Genomic DNA, 18621 nt, shown 5'->3' with positions numbered 1-18621 from the left:
TTTTTCAGGTAATAATCCTTTCTAGTACATGAAAAAAAATGCGGGTTTTATCCAAGGTCAAAATCCCAAGAACGCCACCCGCATTTCCCTGTTATTGCACTTAACTTGTCAACGTCTTGCGAACAAGTGAGTGCTTAACTTATTAACTTATTAACTTATTAACTTATTAACTTATTAGCTGCCTAGTGTCGCAACCATTACTGCTTTGATGGTGTGCATGCGGTTTTCAGCTTCGTCGAACACGATAGAGTATTCAGACTCAACCACTTCATCTGTCACTTCAACGCCGTCTTTTAGTTGTGGATATTCAGCAGCAAGTTGTTTGCCTACGGTGGTATCTTCGCCGTGGAAAGCCGGTAGGCAGTGCATGAATTTCACATGTGGGTTGCCAGTCGCTTTGATCATGTCCATGTTGACTTGGTAAGGCATCATTAGGTTGATGCGCTCAGCCCACGCTTCTTTTGCTTCGCCCATCGATACCCAAACATCGGTGTATAGGAAGTCACAACCTTGCACGCCTTCTTGAACATCTTCTGTTAGCGTGATTTTGCCGCCTGTGTGTTCAGCAATTTCACGACATTCAGCTAATAGCTCTTCTTGTGGCCAGAATTGTTTTGGAGCAACAAGGCGAATGTCCATGCCCATTTTCGCAGCGCCAACCATTAGAGAGTTACCCATGTTGTTACGAGCATCACCTAGGTAAGCAAAGCTGATTTCATGCAGTTGTTTACCACGGCCGTATTCCGTCATAGTTAGGAAGTCAGCCAGGATTTGTGTTGGGTGGAATTCGTCAGTCAGGCCATTCCATACTGGTACGCCAGCGTAAGCGCCTAGCTCTTCAACGATCTCTTGACCGAAGCCGCGGTATTCAATGCCATCGTACATACGGCCAAGAACGCGAGCGGTATCTTTCATTGATTCTTTGTGGCCAATTTGAGAGCCAGATGGGCCTAAGTAAGAAACTCGAGCACCTTGGTCGAATGCAGCAACTTCAAATGCACAGCGAGTACGAGTTGAGGTTTTCTCAAAGATAAGTGCGATGTTTTTGCCAGTCAGTGTTGGCTGTTCGTAACCGTTGTACTTCGCTTTTTTTAGCTCCATAGAAAGATCTAACAAGTGTTGAATTTCGCGTGGAGTGAAATCTAGTAGTTTTAGGAAGTTACGATTGCGTAGGTTAAAAGCCATGATGTATTCCTTCTTAGATTTAGGCGCTTTCTTGTTACAGGGAAAGAAAATTCAAGAAAGTGCGATTCAATATTTAGTTAAATTTGTTCGGTTCTGTTTGTTTCATTTGATTCTGTGTTTACAAGGACATAGAAACTTATTTGTGCGTTAACCTTTGGTGATATTGGTACCCGCTTGGCCTTGCAGGATTTGCAAGCCATCTTCGAGTGCGCCGATACCCACAACCTTGCCGCCTTGCTCAATGAATTCGCACGATGCTTCGATTTTTGGCCCCATTGAACCCGCATCGAATTCGAACATTGCTAACTCGCTTGGCGTGGTGCTGCGCAATGCGTGTTGAGTCGGTTTGCCCCAATCAAGGTAAACAGCGTCCGCGTCGGTTAAAATAAGCAGTGCATCCGCATCCAGTTGTTTCGCCAAGAAAGCCGCTGACATGTCTTTGTCAATAACCGCTTCCACACCCACTAATTTGCCATTTTCTTTTTTCACTGGGATACCGCCGCCGCCAGTACAAATCACTAAGTGGCCTGCATCGATAAGCTGGGTGATCGCTTCGTGCTCAACAATGCCAGTAGGGCGTGGGCTTGGTACTACGCGACGGAAATGTTGGCCGTCGGGTTTGACGATCCAGTGGAATTTCTCTGCCAATTCACGCGCTTCAGCTTCTTCGTAAATCGGACCAATCGGTTTGGTTGGATCCGCAAATGCAGGATCATTTGGATCAACCGTCATTTGCGTCAACATGCATGAGATGTTGCGGTTAGGCAGGTAGTTCTTGAACTCTTGCATCAGCATGTAGCCGATCATGCCTTGAGTCTCACTGCCCAACACATCTAGCGGGTACGGATTTACTTTTTTGTATTCCAAACCTTGCAGAGCAAGTAAACCAACTTGTGGGCCATTACCGTGTACTAGAACCACGTTGTACACTTTCGCAATTTCAGAGATGGTTTTAACAGCTGTTTCAATATTACGGCGTTGAACATCGGCTTCTAACGGCTCACCGCGACGAAGTAGGGCATTACCACCGAGTGCGACAACAACAGTTTGCTTAGTCATAATTGTGTTCTCTCATTTTGGCCAAGCTGAGATGATTTAAGATCGTTCAACTTGGCCGTTTCGTCTTAGTGATTAGATACCATCACGTTCAATTGGGCAGCTCATGCAGCGTGCGCCACCGCGACCGCGGCCAAGTTCATCGCCTGGAATCGGAAGAACTGTGATGCCTGCTTTGTCGTATTTTTCATTGGTGTATGTGTTGCCTTCGTAGCCAATCACGACGCCAGGTTTAACCGTTAGAACGTTGTTTGCATCGTTCCACTGCTCACGTTCTGCATGGAAGTTGTCACCACCAGTCGTGATTAGGTTTAACTTGTCTACGCCCAATGCTTTTTCGATAGCCGTTACGAAGTAGCCTTCCTCTTTCACTTTTACCGCACCAGACTCATCGCCAGTTAAGTTCCAGCACTGCACGTCTTTACTCACCACTTCAGGGTAAACAGAGAACGTATCTTCGTTCATGTGTGTCATCACGGTGTCTAGGTGCATGCAAGAGCGGTGTTTTGGTAGCTGCATTGCGATAACTTGTTTCGCTTGACCGTGTTTGAATAGGCTAGATGCTAAGTGCTCAACACCTTGTGCTGTTGTACGCTCAGACATACCGATAAGCACTGTGCCACGACCGATAACAAGAACGTCACCGCCTTCAATCGTTGAGTTGTCGTAGCTGATGTTTTCTTCATCGCCGAAGTATTTGATGAAGTCTTGGCCTGCGAATGTTGGGTGCCAGCGGTAAATAGCGCGAACGTGGTTGGTTTCACGTTGACGAGCAGGTTTCGCCATTGGGTTGATTGATACACCGCCATATACCCAGCAAGATGTGTCACGAGTAAATAGGTGGTTTGGTAGAGGTTCGATAATGAAGTCAGTTGGTGCGTGCATGCCTTGCATCATTGAAGATGATTTCATTGGCATCTCAGCGTAAGACAGGCCGCCCGTTAGGATTTTTGCTAGCTCTAGGTTTGGTAAGTCGCCCAAGTAGCAGCGCACGTCGTTAGCAAAAGTTTTGCCTAAGCGGTAATCAGAAACTTGATGATTCAAAAGCCAATCTTTCGCTTCTGGCACTGCTAGCGTGTCCGCTAGTAGGTCAGTAAGAAGAAGAACTTCAACACCTTGATCACGTAGCGTTTGAGTAAATGCGTCATGCTCTTTACCTGCACGCTCAACAGCCAGTACGTCATCAAATAGTAAATCGTGACAGTTAGAGGGTGTTAGGTGAGTCAGTGCGCGTCTTGGACGGTGAACTAGAACGCGGCGTAATTGACCTATTTCAGAACCTACATAGAACTTACTCATGATCGTCTCTCTCTTATATATTTGAATTACTTTTATCGCTAAGAGTAATTATTTATTTTCAGTTGAGAAGAATGAATTATTTATTCATATCTCTTGTCTGGAATTAATATTACGCCTGCTAGTCAGGTATTCTTAGAGATCTATCACAAATCGTTTTTTATCCCTCAGCCCTTTAAAATTAAGGGTTTTAACAAACTTTATGCACTTTTAACTATTGGCTATCCCTTCTAAATAGTTAACTCTTTGGGAACATTATGCATACTTTTTTCACTCGTATTACTAGAATGGAAATTCTAGGGCTTTATATGCAAATTAAATTTATTGATAGGAATGAGCTTAAGGTGGAAGTATGCAATGTTAGTATTTATATATTTAATTTTGAATGTGAAATTAATTATTTCTTAACAATTTAAATGCGAATAAAGCTATTGCGGTCACACTTTATAATCGAGTGTTTTAATCCGGTTTTCTATGAAAATAGCCAATACTAGTCCTTTGCTTATTACAGCGTAAATTACTTTAAATATAATTAACGCTAATAAGTGACTAAGTATTTCTCTAAATATAGTAGCGATGAATATTTGCTTTTTAATTAACCTTAGCGTCGATACTTAAAGGTTAGATTTTCTTTCTAGCAAGTCTCTCAGCTCGTTTACGTTTTGTTGCTTTGATAGATAGGTAGATAGGGTGGTAGGGAGGCTTTTAATGATGCGTGTGCAGCTTGTGAGGGTGTTTCGATGGAAGGGTTTTGTTGGTCATCGATAGTGACAAAAAAGCCGCTAGAAAGCGGCTTTGAGTGAGAAAGTGAGGTGTGTAGGTTTTAGATAAGCGCACCAATACTCAGAACAATGATGCAGAACACCATCAAGATACCGACTAGTGGCATTACCCATTTAACCCAGCGTACATAAGGGACGCGAGCAATCGCCAAGCCACCCATCACTACCGCGGAGGTTGGCGTAATTAGGTTCACCAAGCCAGATGCTGATTGGTACGCGGTGATAACCAGGTCACGACCTACGCCAGCAAAGTCAGCCAGTGGTGCCATGATTGGCATGGTAAGTACCGCCAAGCCAGAGGTCGATGGAACTAAGAACGACAGTAGAATCTCTAAGAAGAACATCACGTTAATGAAGATAACCGAAGAAAGCCCCGTTACCATTTGTTCTGCAGAGAACAGAATGGTATCGGTGATCATACCGCGGTCCATCACCACTACGATACCACGTGCAATACCTATGATAAGCGCAACACCAAGTAGGTCACGGGCACCATCAATAAAGCTGGTGGTAAACTCTTCTTCGCTCATACGAGCCACAATACCGACGATGATGGTTGCTGCTAAGAACATTGCAGAGATCTCTGCCATCCACCACCCAGCAACGGATACACCGTAAATCATTACCGCGAATGAACCACCAAAAATGGTCAGAATCAGTTTACGAGTTGCGGTGAATTCCAGTTTTTCGCCACTTGCGTTGCCAAGGAAGTGCGCTTTGTTCTCTTCGTATTTGTCGTACACAATCGATTTGCTTGGATCGGCTTGAACCATTCTTGCGTAGCGCATCACGTAGGCGACACAGATACCCCAACCAATAATCAACATCGCAATACGCAACACGATACCGTCGGTAAATGGAATGCCAGAGGCGTTGGCAGCGATCACGGTTGCGAATGGGTTAATGGTTGAACCTAGCACCCCAATCCCTGCGCCAAGTAGTACCGTCGCAGCAGCCACCAGAGGGTCAAAGCGAGCAGCCATCATTACAGGCACCAACAATGTATAGAATGGTAGTGATTCTTCCGCCATGCCGTAGACAGTACCGCCTGCGGCGAACAGTGCCATCAGTATTGGTATCATCAACTCTTCTCGCCCTTCTAATCGGGCGGTAACGCGTTCGATACCGGCATCAATCGCCCCCGTCTTAGTTACTAGTCCTAAGAAGCCACCAATGATTAGGATGAACAGCGAAACGTCGATTGCCGCAGCTTCATAGCTATTGTGGTCGTAGAAGCCGTCAATAGGCGCTAGCAGTACGTCAATCACGCCTTGAGGGTTACCTTCTACCGCTTGATAGGTTCCGGTTACGGGTACTTCTCGGCCTAGCTCTTCATTCATTGCTCGGTCGTATTGGCCTGCTGGAACAATCCAGGTAAGCAGAGCGACGAACGCTATCAGAATAAATAGAATGGTGTAGGCAGAAGGGAATTTAAAGTTGGCAAAGAAGCCGCCCTTTTTTTTCTCGCTTGGTATCGTTTGAGTTGTCATGGCTATCTCCTTACATCATCTTAAATAGAAGTGATGTGAATTAGCGACTAATGATTTATAGATTGTAAATACACGGACACTTATAAAGCACTCAACGATATAAAGTTGCTGACTTTAAATTAAGTTTGTTTTTATATTTACTAATCCAAATGAAGTTAGATTTAATTTAGCTGCGGTTATTTTATTCCTTACGTCAGTATTTAAGTTTGGTGCTGTTCACAAAAATAATCGCTAATGAATGGTCTGAAAAATGGCAGAAAAACGGCAAGGTTTTTTGGTTAGTTAGCTTGGATTAATATTCGCTATGGATTAAAGGAAAGCGAGGGGGGATTGATTTGATAGGTGTTGTTTCTAGTTTGGTTGAATAATCTTGGAATTTTATTCAAACTTTATTTTTAGGCGGTTTTTAAAGTTTATAATGGTTATTTGATGTGTATCAAACAACACGTTGAGTAGAAAATAAAAAAGGAAGCCGAAGCTTCCTTTTAAATGTTCAATCATCAGCGAATATTAGATAAACAGACCGCCGAACGCGAAGCCTAGTGCTACCGCTGTACTGATTGTTACCACACCTGGAATGAAGAATGGGTGGTTGAAAACGTAGTTACCGATACGCGTTGAGCCTGTGTCATCCATCTCAACCGCTGCTAGTAGCGTAGGGTAAGTTGGAAGTACGAACAGCGCACTTACCGCAGCAAAAGAAGCAACGGCTGTTAGTGGTGCTACGCCAATCGCTAGTGCTGCAGGCATCAGTGCAACCGTTGTTGCGCCTTGAGAGTAAAGCAGCATCGAAGCGAAGAACAGAACAAGAGCCAGCATCCATGGGTAGTCAGCCAGTAGAGCGCCTGCTACGTCTTTGATTTCAGCAACGTGTGCGTTTACAAATGTTGAACCTAACCAAGCCACACCAAGTACACATACACATGCCGTCATACCAGAGCGGAATGTTGGCGCTGAAGAAATCTTAGCTGCATCAATCTTAGTGAACAGAACGATAGCCGCTGCTGCTGCCAGCATCACAGACATGATCGCTTCGTTACGACCTAGTGCAGGGTTTTCAATTAGGCCAACAGAGCTAGAGATAGCTGCTGCGTAGCACACCACGAAACCAATCGCTGCTAGGAAGATGTAAGTCGCTTTCTTCGCTGTTGGAAGGATTTCGCGTTTCTCTTCTGTTGCCAGTTTGATTAAGCCTTTCTCAAGACGCTCTTGGTAAACAGGATCGTCTTTCAGTTCACTACCCATGTAGTTAGCAACAACCGCACCAACCATACAAGCGATGAAGGTTGTTGGGATACAAACCATCAGTAGCGTTAGGTAATCAACACCGAACGGTGCCAGCATTGCTGCGAAAGCCACAACCGCTGCCGAGATTGGCGAAGCCGTGATAGCGATTTGAGAAGCGACAACTGCGATAGACAGTGGACGAGAAGGACGTACGCCTTGGCCTTTCGCTACTTCTGCAATAACAGGCAGTGTAGAGAATGCTGTGTGACCAGTACCTGCCATTAGTGTCATTACAAAGGTCACAATTGGCGCATAAAAGGTGATACGTTCAGGGTGCTTACGCAAAAAGTTTTCTGCAATTTGCACCAACCAGTCCATACCGCCAGCAACCTGCATTGAAGCAATTGCGGTGATAACAGACATGATGATCAAGATTACGTCGATCGGGATGAAAGATTGGCTTGTTGGAACGCCAAGAATAAGTGAAAGGGCAATAACACCAGCACCACCGGCAAAACCGATACCGATACCGCCAATTCTGGCCCCCAAAAAGATAAAGAGCAGGACGACAAATAGTTCTACTGCAATCATAAGTAACACCTCATTTAGATTTTATTATGTGAACATTCGCCGCTGGAATGTTCACATAATAGTTCTATGGTTTAGGTTCAATTAAGCAAAAGTGCAACATACAGAAATCCACAAAATAAACATGGTTAACCGTATTGGAGCCTAAAAAAGGGCTCCGTTTGGAGCCCTTTCTCGCTAACTTTATTCGTAGCGCTTCGCTTTATACTGAGGATGCATCAAATTTTCAACAGAGAAAATGTCATCAAGCTCTTCTTCGCTCAATAAACCGCGCTCTAGAACCACATCACGCACGCTCTTACCTGTTTCTGCACAGATCTTACCAACAATGTCACCTTCGTGGTGGCCAATGTATGGGTTTAGGTAAGTTACGATACCGATAGAGTTAAATACGTGAGATTCACACACTTCTTTGTTCACAGTAATGCCGTCTACACACTTGTCGCGTAGGTTCACACATGCGTTTGTTAGGATGTCTAAAGACTCAAACATGCTTTGTGCGATAACAGGTTCCATTACGTTCAATTGAAGCTGACCGCCTTCTGCTGCGAAAGAAACCGTGTTGTCATTACCTAGAACTTTAAAGCAAACTTGGTTTACTACTTCAGGTACAACTGGGTTTACTTTAGCAGGCATGATTGAAGAACCCGCTTGCAGTTCAGGTAGGTTTAGCTCGTTGAAGCCAGTGCGTGGGCCTGAAGAAAGAAGACGTAAGTCGTTACAAATCTTAGACAGTTTAACCGCTAGACGTTTAAGTGCACCGTGCGTCATTACGTATGCGCCACAGTCAGACGTTGCTTCGATAAGATCTTCAGCCGCTACACACTCAAGGCCCGTTACTTCTGCTAGGTGTTTAACTGCTAGGCCTTGGTAGCCAGGAGCTGCATTCAGACCAGTACCGATAGCTGTTGCGCCTAGGTTAACTTCAAGCAGTAGCTTTGATGTGTATTCTAGGTTTTTGATTTCTTCATTGATGGTTACAGCCCAAGCGTGAAACTCTTGGCCAACCGTCATTGGAACTGCATCTTGAAGTTGAGTACGACCCATCTTCAAAATGGTGTTGAATTCTTGGCTCTTAAGCTCGAATGCACCTTTTAGGTATTCAATCGCGTCGATCAGTTTTAGTACGCTGTTGTAAACAGAGATACGGAAGCCAGTTGGGTAAGCACAGTTTGTAGATTGGCTACGGTTTACATGGTCGTTCGGGTTGATGAACTCGTATTGGCCTTTTTCTTTGCCCATAAGCTCAAGTGCCACGTTCGCAACCACTTCGTTCGCGTTCATGTTTACAGAAGTACCAGCACCACCTTGGAAAACGTCTGATGGGAACTGATCCATGCACTTACCCGTGTCTAGAATTAGGTCACAAGCTTGGATGATGTATTTAGCCACTTCGCTAGGAATTACACCTAACTCTTTGTTTGCTAAAGCCGCAGCTTTCTTTGTCATCACCATACCGCGAACGAATTCAGGTACATCTGAGATCGTTACATTTGAGATGTTGAAGTTTTCAACTGCGCGTAGAGTGTGGATGCCGTAGTAAGCATCAGCCGGAACATGACGTTGACCTAAAAGATCTTCTTCGAGACGAGTAGCTTGAGGAGCATCAACTTGTGCTTCTGATAGAGTAGCCATAACAGGATCCTTAGAGAATTATTCTGATTATATAGTTAGTTATTAGCCTATTCTGTGTGCAAATACTCCGTTCGCTAGAATATTGGGCTGATAAATCCGTCCTGACTTATGTGGCACATGATACTGTACTTAGCGCATAAAAATATTAAGTTGATCACCTTTTTCGGTTTTGTTTCGTCAATATTTTGCAAAGTTATTCTCGGTCAATAAACACGCTTATTTACAGGATAAATTTGAGATTGATAGGGCTTTCAGCGTAAACTGAATGCAACAAAGGAGGGCGTGTGTTTCCTATCTTATTATTACTATTTATCTTCGTACCCATCATTGAGATTGGGCTATTTATTCAAGTTGGTGGCTTCTTAGGATTGTGGCCAACTATTGCGTTAGTGTTGATTACTGCATTTGTTGGTGCCTCACTGGTTCGTAGTCAAGGCATTCAGACACTAATGTCTGTACAAGGCCGTTTGCAACAAGGCGAAATGCCAGCACAGCAGATTCTTGAAGGCGTGATGCTTGCGGTTGCAGGTGTATTACTGCTGACTCCGGGTTTTATGACGGACGCACTTGGTATGTTGGTATTGCTGCCAGCACCAAGAGCGATGATTGCTAAGAAAATGATGGAAAAAATGGTGGTTAGCAATATGTCTGGCGGTTTCCATGCGGGTGGACAGGCTGGTTTTGGTCAGAGTCCATTTGGACAAGACCCATTCAATCGCGATCCCTCTAACCAATCAAAAGATGGCAACACCTTTGAGGGTGAGTTTGAGAAGAAAGACGACGACAACGATCGTAACCGCTTGAACTAATCCGTTTTCCCTCTTCTTTATATAGAGGGAAAAACAGAAAAGGCTCTTACCATTATCCTTCGCAAGCAAGTGATAATGGTAAGAGCCTTTTTTATTGCATGTTACCGGCTATTTACGATTGCTAGCAGGAACAGGTAACAGGTCGAATGAGCGGTTATTTACTGAGATTGGTATTATACCGCGCCTTCAAAGCCCATTTGTCGCCATGCTTCGAATGCAATAATAGCAACCGCGTTAGATAGGTTTAGGCTGCGTGCGTCTGGCATCATTGGAATGCGAATGCGTTGTTCCATTGGCATGCTTTCGATGAACTCAGCAGGCAGGCCGCGTGTCTCTGGGCCAAACATCAACACATCACCTTGTTGGAATTTTGCATCCACGTGGTGACCTGTCGTTTTCGTTGTGCAAGCAAAAATACGGAAGTCACCTTCGCGTTCATTTTCTAGATACTCAAGGAAGGCTTCTAGGTTCTTGTGACGCTTAACTCGTGCAAGGTCGTGGTAATCCAAGCCAGCACGACGAACTTTCTTCTCTTCAAAATCAAAGCCAAGCGGTTCAATCAGGTGCAGGTTTGCGCCGCAGTTAGCACATAGGCGGATGATGTTACCCGTATTGGGTGCAATTTCAGGTTCGTATAGAGCGATATCAAACATGTTGGTTCACAAGAATAATCAAAGATAGCCAGAGTATACGGTGGCAAGCTGAGTGAGTACAGTTCACCACCATTCGCTTACGCTTTATTCGCGAGTGCCTGTGCATAGTTTTCAGCAACCGCATTCCAATTCACCACATTCCACCATGCGTTGATGTAATCAGGGCGGCGGTTTTGGTAGCTGATGTAGTAAGCGTGTTCCCAAACATCCAGCGCAAGAATTGGCTCACCTTTGCTGGCGATGGTATCCATCCACGGGTTATCTTGGTTTGAGGTTGAGATGATTTTCAGTTGTCCTTGTTCTACTACTAACCACGCAAAGCCTGAACCAAAGGTATTGATTGCCGCTTGAGCGAACTGTTCTTGGAACGTCTCGAAATCTCCGAATGCGCTCTTGATAGCATCACCAAGTTCGCCTGTCGGTTCTCCACCGCCGTCTTGCGACATGCAGTTCCAATACAAGATGTGATTGTAGTAGCCGCCACCATTGTTGCGAACTGCCGGGCTGTGCTGTGAGATGTTTGCGAATATCTCGGTCAGAGATTGCTGTTCTAGTTCGCTGCCAGACACCGCCGCAACAAACTTATCGTAGTAGGTTCTATGGTGTTTACTGTAATGCACTTCCATCGTTTTAGCATCAATGTAAGGTTCTAGGGCATCGTAAGCGTAGGGCAGTTCAGGGAAAATGTGAGACATGGTAAATCCTCCTTAATTAGAGGATTTACCATAATGATAATGACAATCATTATCAACTGCGATCTTTGTGGGGGTATTACACCGGTAAGATAGGTAGGGTGATTTCGAGTTGTAATCCACCTAACTGGCTTCGGCTTGCCGTGATGGTGCCGCTGTGTTGGCGAATCGCACTCTCAGTAATGGTTAACCCAAGCCCAGTACCTCCGGTATTGCGATCACGGGCAGTTGAAACGCGATAGAAAGGTCTGAAGATAGAATCTAATTCATCATCAGGTACACCATCACCATTATCATTGACGCAAATTGTCAGCTGATCTTGTACAACGTGGAACTGCACATCGACTTGGTCTTTGCCGTAGTAGATGGCGTTACGCGTAATGTTGTCTAACGCACTCATCAGCAGCTTAGGGTTACCCGAAATAGAACGCTCAGGGATCTCCGAGAACGTCAGTTGTTTACCCATCTGTTCAGCTTCAAACTGTGCGTCTTTTAAGATCTCTTCCCATAGGCTCGAGATAGGTTGAACCTCACGAGTAATGTGGCTGTCGACTTGCATACGAGATAGCGTCAGTAGCTCACTGATCATCTGTTCCAGACGTTGTGCTTCGGTGTCAATGCGTTCTAACTCTTGGCTCTCGCCTTGTTTACGAATCGCTAGTGCATTGGCCATACGCAGACGTGTCAGTGGGGAGCGGAGCTCGTGTGAAATATCAGAGAGCAGTCGCTGTTGCCCCGAAATCATCTGGTTTACCGCTTCTACCATCTGGTTAAAGCTCTCACCCGCTTGTCTGAATTCTGAAGTGCCTTTTTCAAGTGTTGGATCGACTTCAAATTGACCTTTCGCTACGCGCTGGGCTGCGCGTTCGAGCCTGCGAGCAGGTTGGCTCAATGCCCAAGCTAACCATAATAATAGCGGGGTACTGGCTAACATCACGGCAAGCAAAAGCTGCAGAGGTTTATCAAACAGGCGTAACAAGAATGGCGGTGGTTGATTCCATTTCACTCCGGCATACATCAACAACTCTTCGCCCGCCAGTTTGATCGGTACTGGACCTGCGACCATGTAGTGCCCGTATAGCTTCTGCTTCGGCACTTCAGGGTTCTCAATTGAGGTCACAAAGTTTCGAATTGCCTTCAACTTGTAGTCTGAATGTCTCTTAGAGGTAAGGACTGCTCCTTCAAGGTCGGTTAAGTAGATGCGGGCGCGAGAATCCTTGCGGCTACGTGGTGCCTCAAGTTGGAACACAATTTTGCCCAGATTCGGTTCTTTGGCGTAGCGTTTCTCTGTGAATTTAGCGATACGCTCTAACTTATTGAGATGATCCGCGGGCACATCACGTGCTACACGTGGATCTAAATGGGGAAGTGACAGCACCGACAAAAGCACCAGTAACATGGTGAACCAAAAGATAGCAAAGATACGTCCATATAAGCTGGTGATTTTAGGGATACGCATTAATCTTCCTCTACCAATAAGTAACCACGGCCTCGTAAGGTTTTGATGCGAGATTTGCCGTCGCTACGCTCAGGAATCTTTTTACGCAGATTGGAGATGTGCATATCAATTGCGCGGTCAAACGCCGCAAGCCTTTTACCCAACACATCTAGGCTCAATGCTTCTTTGGTGATCACTTGCCCTGGATTTTGGATAAGGTGACTCAGTAGTGCGAACTCGGTTGTGGTGAGGTCGATGAGCTGACCATTGCAGTAGGCTTCTTGTTTACCAGGGAAGACTTCGATGTCTTGATATTGAACCTTGTCACTGACCGCTTTAGGTGCAGTGGTGGTTTGAGTCCGACGCAAAATGGCACGAATACGCGCTAACAACTCTCTGTCACTGAAAGGCTTAGGTAGATAATCGTCTGCGCCAAGTTCAAGGCCAATTACACGGTCGATCTCTTCGCCTTTTGCGGTCAGCATCAGCACGGGCGTTTCCCAATTTTCTCTCAGTTTCTTTAGTGTCTCCATGCCATTAAGACGCGGCATCATCACATCCAAAAGAATCAGGTCAATCTCATCATTGATAGCTTCAAGTCCCGCATAGCCATCATTGGCTTCGGAAACAGTGAAGCCCTCAAAGCTCAGAATGTCTTTGAGTAAGCTGGTTAACTCGGTGTCGTCATCAATAAGAAGAATGTTCGCCATTGGGAAGCCTTAATCGGTTATCTGCTATTTACAGGTTAATAATACTGCTAATTATTCGTCAACTTTCACTCTTTACGATTCTTTACGCTTTCTAAACGTCACTTTACGAGGGAAATACTAATCTATATTCAAGCGCTGAGAAACAGACGCAACACATGACTTATTATACCGAATTGAGGCAACAATTATGAAAATGACTAAGAAACTTGTACTAGCAGCTGCGGCACTTCCACTTATTTTTGGTACAGCAAGCGCATATGCTTACGGTGGTGGTGATAAAGGCGACCACAAAGGCATGCACGGTAAATGTGGCGGCTTCGATAAGAAAGTGATGCGTCAGCTAGACCTGACTGATGCTCAAAAAGCAGAACTAAAAGAGATGCGTGAAGCGAACCGCGCTGAGATGAAAGCAAAACACTCAGGCAATAAAGCTGACAAGATGGCGAAAATGAAAGCGCATCAAGAGAAAGTTCAAGCATTGGTACTGGCTGACAACTTCGATGAAGCAGCAGCAAACGACCTAGCAAGCCAAATGGTTGAGAAGCAAACTGAGCGTCGCGTAGCAATGCTTAAGAAACAACATCAAATGATGAGCGTACTAACACCTGAGCAAAAGACTCAACTGAAAGAAATCCAACAAGAGCGCATGACTAAGTGTGCTGACAAAATGGAAAAACGCATGAACAAAGACAAGTAATTCATTGCTTGAGAAATCAGCGTTGCATGAAAGTGTTTAGAAAGAAGCGGCCGTGTGCCGCTTTTTTTGATCCTTAAAAATGAATGTTTTACATCATGGCTGTCATATTCAATTGGTTGTTTGCGGGTTATACTTTGTGCTATCAGTCACTTTATAGCCAAGTTATGAAACAAGAATACGCACGTTTAGTTACGCTCGCCGCTTGGGCAGCCACAACCATCGCCACTATTTTATTGATAGTGAAAGTCGCAGCGTGGTGGGTGACAGGTTCTGTGAGTCTGTTGGCTTCCGTCGTGGACTCCATGCTTGATATCGCAGCCTCTGTCGTTAACCTTATCGTGGTTCGCTACTCTCTGCAGCCTGCCGACAAAGAGCACACCTTTGGTCATGGTAAGGCCGAATCCCTTGCTGCATTAGCGCAAGCGATGTTTATTTCAGGCTCAGCATGTTTCCTTATTCTCAATGGTATTGAGCGCTTCTTCCGACCTCATGAACTGAACTCTCCAGAAATTGGTATCTACGTCAGCCTGTTCGCGATAGTGATGACCTTTGGTCTGGTTCGCTTCCAAAAACATGTGGTCAACAAAACGGGTAGCCAAGCTATTGCAGCCGATTCATTGCACTATCAATCAGACCTTTATATGAACGCCGCGATCATGCTGGCACTGGCATTGAGTTGGTTTGGGCTTGGCCAAGCGGACTCTGTATTTGCGGTCGGTATAGGTATCTACATTCTTTACAGCGCTTATCAAATGGCGATGGAAGCGGTTCAGTCTCTGCTTGATCATAAGCTGCCTGATGAAGAACTAAAGCAGATAAAAGAGACATCATTGAGCGTGGAAGGCGTGCTGGGTGTGCATCAATTACGAACGCGTCGTTCGGGGCCAATTCGCTTCATTCAACTGCATCTAGAATTAGAAGATAATATCCCACTTATTGAAGCGCATCGCATTTCAGACGAAGTAGAAGCTAAGCTTATCTCGGTGTTCCCTGATGCTGATGTATTAATTCACCAAGACCCGTATTCGGTCGTATTTGGACCAGAGAAGCAGCAGAAATTCCACTCGTGGTAATGCGTGCTAAAAATTAGCTGGCAAATGGTAAGTGGGTGGCTTTTGAACTAAAGTGAGTAAAAATTACTAACTCTTTCGTGATTCAAAAAACACCTTAGTAACAATTAATGTTGATTCTGATGTGAATCAACAAAGTTACTGAGTAAAACTGTAATACTCTTACAGAAGTAGAAATGTTACATAAATTTACGCGATTTAAGTGCTATTCCCTTTGAGGAAATGTAACATAAAGCACAAATACAGATTTAAAATCTTGTTGATATACAATCAGCAAGTACAAGAATTGAATAATAGATTCCCAAAAATCGAGGGTGAGCATGATTAAGAAGATCGGTGTTTTGACCAGTGGTGGTGACGCTCCAGGTATGAACGCAGCAGTTCGCGGCGTTGTTCGTACTGCGTTATCAGTTGGCATTGAAGTTTACGGCATTTACGACGGCTACCAAGGCCTTGTTGAAGACCGTATCGAAAAGCTTGACCGTTCAAGCGTATCTGACGTGATCAACCGTGGTGGTACTTTCTTAGGTTCTGCACGTTTCCCTGAGTTCAAAGACGTTGCTGTTCGTGAGAAAGGCATTGAGAACCTTAAGAAGCACGGTATCGAAGCACTTGTTGTTATCGGTGGTGACGGTTCTTACATGGGTGCTAAGAAACTGACTGAAATGGGTTACCCATGTATCGGTCTTCCAGGCACAATCGATAACGATATCGCGGGTACTGACTACACAATCGGCTACCTAACAGCGCTTAACACTGTTATTGATTCAATTGACCGTCTACGTGACACGTCTTCTTCTCACCAACGTATTTCTATTGTTGAAATCATGGGCCGTCACTGTGGTGACCTTACGCTTATGTCAGCAATCGCGGGTGGTTGTGAGTACATCATTACTCCAGAGACTGGCCTAGATAAAGAACAGCTTATCAGCAACATCCAAGATGGTATTGCTAAAGGTAAGAAGCACGCAATCATCGCTCTAACTGAGCTAATGATGGATGCGAACGAACTGGCTAAAGAGATCGAATCTTCAACTGGTCGTGAAACTCGTGCAACGGTTCTTGGTCACATCCAACGTGGTGGTCGTCCTACGGCATTTGACCGTGTACTGGCTTCTCGCATGGGTAACTACGCTGTTCACCTTCTTCAAGAAGGTCACGGTGGTCGTTGTGTTGGTATCGAGAAAGAAGAACTTGTTCACCACGACATCATCGACTGTATCGAGAACATGCAGAACCCAGACCGTTCTGAGCTGTTCCGCGTTGCAGAAGAGTTGTTCTAAGTCACGCCTAGCGTTCGCTTAAAGAATTTAAAAACCGCTGATTGTTCAGCGGTTTTTTTATGCCTGCCGTTTGAGGTTTCTGGAATGACAGGCAACAAAAAAGGCCAACCTAAGTTGACCTTTCATCTAATCTAAACGGTGACGTTTAAATTAAGCTTTTGCTTTTGCTTCAGCTGCTGCTTTAGCGATAGCTGCGAAGCTTTTCGCGTCTAGAGCTGCGCCGCCAACTAGAGCACCGTCGATGTCTGGTTGTGCGAAGTAAGCTGCTGCGTTTTCTGGCTTAACAGAACCGCCGTATTGGATAACAACTTTCTTAGCAACTTCTTCAGATTTCTCTGCGATGTGTGCACGGATTTGAGCGTGGATGCGTTGTGCATCTTCAGCTGTAGCTGCTTTACCAGTACCGATAGCCCAGATTGGTTCGTAAGCGATGATAGCGCCTTCAAGAGCTTCAACACCTTGAGTGTTGATAACAGCGTCAAGTTGACGAGCACATACAGCAACAGTTTCGCCTGCTTCGTTTTGTGCTTCAGATTCACCGATACAAAGAACTGGAGTTAGGCCGTTCTCTTTTAGGAATGCGAATTTCTTAGCTACGAACTCATCTGATTCGTTGTGGTATTCACGACGCTCAGAGTGACCGATGATGATGTGAGATGCGCCGAACTCTTTAAGCATTGCTGGAGACATGTCGCCAGTGAATGCACCGCTGTTGTTTAGGTCAGAGTTTTGAGCACCTAGGATGATCGCGCTGCCCGCTTCAGTAAGCGTACGCTCAGCAAGATCAACGAAAAGTGCTGGTGGAGCAACTGCTACGTCTACGCCTGTTACGCCTTCAAGTTCAGCGTTAAGACCGTTTAGTAGATCAACAACCATTTCTTTGCTGCCGTTTAGTTTCCAGTTACCCATAACTACAGGATGACGCATAGGAATATCTCCAAAGTATTTAAATAAATCGAATGTAAAAAAGTAAACTTTATTACGAAATAATATAACAGATTAATATCAACAGATCATGACTGTGGTCATGACTTTCTTGGATCTTACTCAATGGTCAGAGTAGATTTTGAGCATATATCAGTGATCCGGCAGACAGAATAATAGCTAACTTCTCGGATTTTTCATCGTTAGTTGTTATTAAGGGACAAACGATTGCGTTAACAACAGGAAGTAACAATGCCGAATCTAGTTCTAGAGTACTCCAATTCAGTGGATGAGCGAGTGAATATCCAAGGCTTACTGGAAGATCTCCACCAAGTCGCTCTCACATGTGGCTTGTTTGATGTGCCATCAGTGAAGTCTCGTTCACTGCGTTGCCATAATTGGTTGGTCGGTGATGAGGAAGATAGTGTAGACTTTATTCATATCAGCTTTGAGTTACTTTCGGGACGAACGGAAGAGCAAAAGCGAGAATTGTCACGATCGTTAATGCAGATCCTGCAAGAGCAAGCGAGTCATGTAAGAAGCTTAACGGTGAATATTCGTGATATGGATAAAAGTTGCTTTCAAAAAGTAATAAACTAACCATTGCTGCTGACTTTTAGCGGCGTATAAATTTGAGTATTTAAGATGTCGATGAAAGATTTACTGCTCTCTTTCAAGGGGAGAATTGGTCGTAAGACTTACTGGATTTGGAATATTTTCTACTACATAGCGATTACTGGTTTTGCTTCTGGTATCTCTGTGTTGTTCCCTGCTTATTCGTATATCCTGCTACCAATCTTCCTATTGATGCTTGTGATCCCAGATCTTGCGGTCACCGCTAAGCGCTGGCACGACCGCAATAAGTCGAATTACTGGCTATTGCTAAATGTGCCGCTAGTACTGGGTCGTTTAGCTTCGCCAATGGCTGCGACTACCACAGAGCCGGTATCGCCAATTCATATGGCGGCAACCGTCGCGGCATTAGTGTGTGGCTTATGGATTCTGATTGAGTGTGGCTTGTTGAAGGGCACTGAAGGCCGTAATGACTACGGCGAAGACCCATGTAAATATTGATAGATAAGAAGG

17 protein-coding genes are annotated in these 18621 nt (G+C 44.8%); 6 read left to right on the top strand and 11 right to left on the bottom strand.

Translation table 11 applies throughout. From position 1 onward, the window contains the following. Nucleotides 1–174 precede the first annotated feature (174 nt). From OC193_RS14600 to aspA, 6 genes are all read right to left on the bottom strand, one after another. Nucleotides 175–1185 carry an ornithine carbamoyltransferase gene (locus tag OC193_RS14600; protein WP_048663019.1) on the bottom strand — a complete coding sequence of 337 codons (1011 nt, stop codon included), beginning with the start codon at nt 1183–1185 and terminating at the stop codon, nt 175–177. 147 nt (nt 1186–1332) lie between these two features. Continuing rightward, nucleotides 1333–2244, bottom strand: a complete 912-nt coding sequence (gene arcC / locus OC193_RS14595) for a carbamate kinase (protein ID WP_016790859.1) — start codon at nt 2242–2244, stop codon at nt 1333–1335. A gap of 72 nt (nt 2245–2316) precedes the next feature. After that, entirely contained in the window at nt 2317–3540 is a 1224-nt protein-coding gene (gene arcA / locus OC193_RS14590) for an arginine deiminase (RefSeq protein ID WP_017062724.1), read from the bottom strand. An 820-nt stretch (nt 3541–4360) separates the two neighbouring features. After that, complete coding sequence (locus OC193_RS14585; protein WP_048659196.1) at nt 4361–5809, bottom strand: YfcC family protein; 1449 nt, start codon at nt 5807–5809, stop codon at nt 4361–4363. Nucleotides 5810–6319: 510 nt separating this feature from the next. Further along, nucleotides 6320–7627: an anaerobic C4-dicarboxylate transporter gene (locus OC193_RS14580; protein ID WP_048663017.1), complete on the bottom strand. Its 1308-nt coding sequence runs from the start codon at nt 7625–7627 to the stop codon at nt 6320–6322. A 180-nt stretch (nt 7628–7807) separates the two neighbouring features. Beyond that, nucleotides 7808–9259 (bottom strand): aspartate ammonia-lyase, encoded by a 1452-nt coding sequence (gene aspA, locus OC193_RS14575; RefSeq protein ID WP_048659194.1) that lies wholly within the window; start codon nt 9257–9259, stop codon nt 7808–7810. A 284-nt stretch (nt 9260–9543) separates the two neighbouring features. Between aspA and OC193_RS14570 the strand changes: the two genes are divergently transcribed. Next, complete coding sequence (locus OC193_RS14570) at nt 9544–10068, top strand: FxsA family protein (RefSeq protein ID WP_048659193.1); 525 nt, start codon at nt 9544–9546, stop codon at nt 10066–10068. A gap of 173 nt (nt 10069–10241) precedes the next feature. Here the strand turns inward: OC193_RS14570 and trmL are convergent, their stop codons facing one another. From trmL to OC193_RS14550, 4 genes are all read right to left on the bottom strand, one after another. Further along, nucleotides 10242–10721, bottom strand: a complete 480-nt coding sequence (gene trmL, locus OC193_RS14565) for a tRNA (uridine(34)/cytosine(34)/5-carboxymethylaminomethyluridine(34)-2'-O)-methyltransferase TrmL (RefSeq protein WP_009844716.1) — start codon at nt 10719–10721, stop codon at nt 10242–10244. Between the two features lie 77 nt (nt 10722–10798). Further along, on the bottom strand, nt 10799–11416 hold the full coding sequence (locus OC193_RS14560; protein ID WP_048663016.1) for a superoxide dismutase: 618 nt from the start codon (nt 11414–11416) through the stop codon (nt 10799–10801). Between the two features lie 76 nt (nt 11417–11492). Continuing rightward, the gene (cpxA, locus tag OC193_RS14555; RefSeq protein WP_048663015.1) at nt 11493–12872 is read right to left on the bottom strand and encodes an envelope stress sensor histidine kinase CpxA; all 1380 of its coding nucleotides are present in this window, start codon (nt 12870–12872) and stop codon (nt 11493–11495) included. Next, nucleotides 12872–13561, bottom strand: a complete 690-nt coding sequence (locus OC193_RS14550; protein WP_048659190.1) for a response regulator — start codon at nt 13559–13561, stop codon at nt 12872–12874. The genes cpxA and OC193_RS14550 overlap by 1 nt, the downstream gene beginning before the upstream one ends. Before the next feature lie 187 nt (nt 13562–13748). Here OC193_RS14550 and OC193_RS14545 point away from each other — a divergent pair, with 187 nt between their 5' ends. From OC193_RS14545 to pfkA, 3 genes are all read left to right on the top strand, one after another. Then, nucleotides 13749–14258, top strand: coding sequence for a CpxP family protein (locus tag OC193_RS14545; RefSeq protein WP_048663014.1), 510 nt, complete (start codon nt 13749–13751; stop codon nt 14256–14258). Nucleotides 14259–14422: 164 nt separating this feature from the next. Further along, nucleotides 14423–15331 carry a CDF family cation-efflux transporter FieF gene (fieF, locus tag OC193_RS14540; protein ID WP_048659217.1) on the top strand — a complete coding sequence of 303 codons (909 nt, stop codon included), beginning with the start codon at nt 14423–14425 and terminating at the stop codon, nt 15329–15331. A 317-nt stretch (nt 15332–15648) separates the two neighbouring features. After that, the gene (pfkA, locus tag OC193_RS14535) at nt 15649–16611 is read left to right on the top strand and encodes a 6-phosphofructokinase (protein WP_017061160.1); all 963 of its coding nucleotides are present in this window, start codon (nt 15649–15651) and stop codon (nt 16609–16611) included. 150 nt (nt 16612–16761) lie between these two features. Here the strand turns inward: pfkA and tpiA are convergent, their stop codons facing one another. After that, nucleotides 16762–17538: a triose-phosphate isomerase gene (tpiA, locus tag OC193_RS14530; RefSeq protein WP_048663013.1), complete on the bottom strand. Its 777-nt coding sequence runs from the start codon at nt 17536–17538 to the stop codon at nt 16762–16764. Between the two features lie 249 nt (nt 17539–17787). On the opposite strand from tpiA, the gene OC193_RS14525 reads away from it, so the two are divergent. Continuing rightward, a complete protein-coding gene (locus OC193_RS14525; RefSeq protein WP_017061157.1) occupies nt 17788–18135 on the top strand; it encodes a 5-carboxymethyl-2-hydroxymuconate Delta-isomerase in 348 nt (115 codons plus the stop codon). A gap of 45 nt (nt 18136–18180) precedes the next feature. After that, entirely contained in the window at nt 18181–18609 is a 429-nt protein-coding gene (locus OC193_RS14520; RefSeq protein ID WP_048659188.1) for a DUF805 domain-containing protein, read from the top strand. Nucleotides 18610–18621: the final 12 nt, after the last annotated feature.

Source organism: Vibrio crassostreae (genome assembly GCF_024347415.1).
Lineage (GTDB): Bacteria > Pseudomonadota > Gammaproteobacteria > Enterobacterales > Vibrionaceae > Vibrio > Vibrio crassostreae.
This window is presented reverse-complemented; position numbering and strand designations above follow the sequence as displayed.

Excerpts from the sequence above, each read along its gene's own strand:
- OC193_RS14600 (WP_048663019.1), bottom strand. The coding sequence starts at position 1,185 with ATGGCTTTTAACCTACGCAATCGTAACTTCCTAAAACTACTAGATTTC.
- arcC (WP_016790859.1), bottom strand. The coding sequence starts at position 2,244 with ATGACTAAGCAAACTGTTGTTGTCGCACTCGGTGGTAATGCCCTACTT.
- arcA (WP_017062724.1), bottom strand. The coding sequence starts at position 3,540 with ATGAGTAAGTTCTATGTAGGTTCTGAAATAGGTCAATTACGCCGCGTT.
- OC193_RS14585 (WP_048659196.1), bottom strand. The coding sequence starts at position 5,809 with ATGACAACTCAAACGATACCAAGCGAGAAAAAAAAGGGCGGCTTCTTT.
- OC193_RS14580 (WP_048663017.1), bottom strand. The coding sequence starts at position 7,627 with ATGATTGCAGTAGAACTATTTGTCGTCCTGCTCTTTATCTTTTTGGGG.
- aspA (WP_048659194.1), bottom strand. The coding sequence starts at position 9,259 with ATGGCTACTCTATCAGAAGCACAAGTTGATGCTCCTCAAGCTACTCGT.
- trmL (WP_009844716.1), bottom strand. The coding sequence starts at position 10,721 with ATGTTTGATATCGCTCTATACGAACCTGAAATTGCACCCAATACGGGT.
- OC193_RS14560 (WP_048663016.1), bottom strand. The coding sequence starts at position 11,416 with ATGTCTCACATTTTCCCTGAACTGCCCTACGCTTACGATGCCCTAGAA.
- cpxA (WP_048663015.1), bottom strand. The coding sequence starts at position 12,872 with ATGCGTATCCCTAAAATCACCAGCTTATATGGACGTATCTTTGCTATC.
- OC193_RS14550 (WP_048659190.1), bottom strand. The coding sequence starts at position 13,561 with ATGGCGAACATTCTTCTTATTGATGACGACACCGAGTTAACCAGCTTA.
- OC193_RS14545 (WP_048663014.1), top strand. The coding sequence starts at position 13,749 with ATGAAAATGACTAAGAAACTTGTACTAGCAGCTGCGGCACTTCCACTT.
- fieF (WP_048659217.1), top strand. The coding sequence starts at position 14,423 with ATGAAACAAGAATACGCACGTTTAGTTACGCTCGCCGCTTGGGCAGCC.
- pfkA (WP_017061160.1), top strand. The coding sequence starts at position 15,649 with ATGATTAAGAAGATCGGTGTTTTGACCAGTGGTGGTGACGCTCCAGGT.
- tpiA (WP_048663013.1), bottom strand. The coding sequence starts at position 17,538 with ATGCGTCATCCTGTAGTTATGGGTAACTGGAAACTAAACGGCAGCAAA.
- OC193_RS14525 (WP_017061157.1), top strand. The coding sequence starts at position 17,788 with ATGCCGAATCTAGTTCTAGAGTACTCCAATTCAGTGGATGAGCGAGTG.
- OC193_RS14520 (WP_048659188.1), top strand. The coding sequence starts at position 18,181 with ATGTCGATGAAAGATTTACTGCTCTCTTTCAAGGGGAGAATTGGTCGT.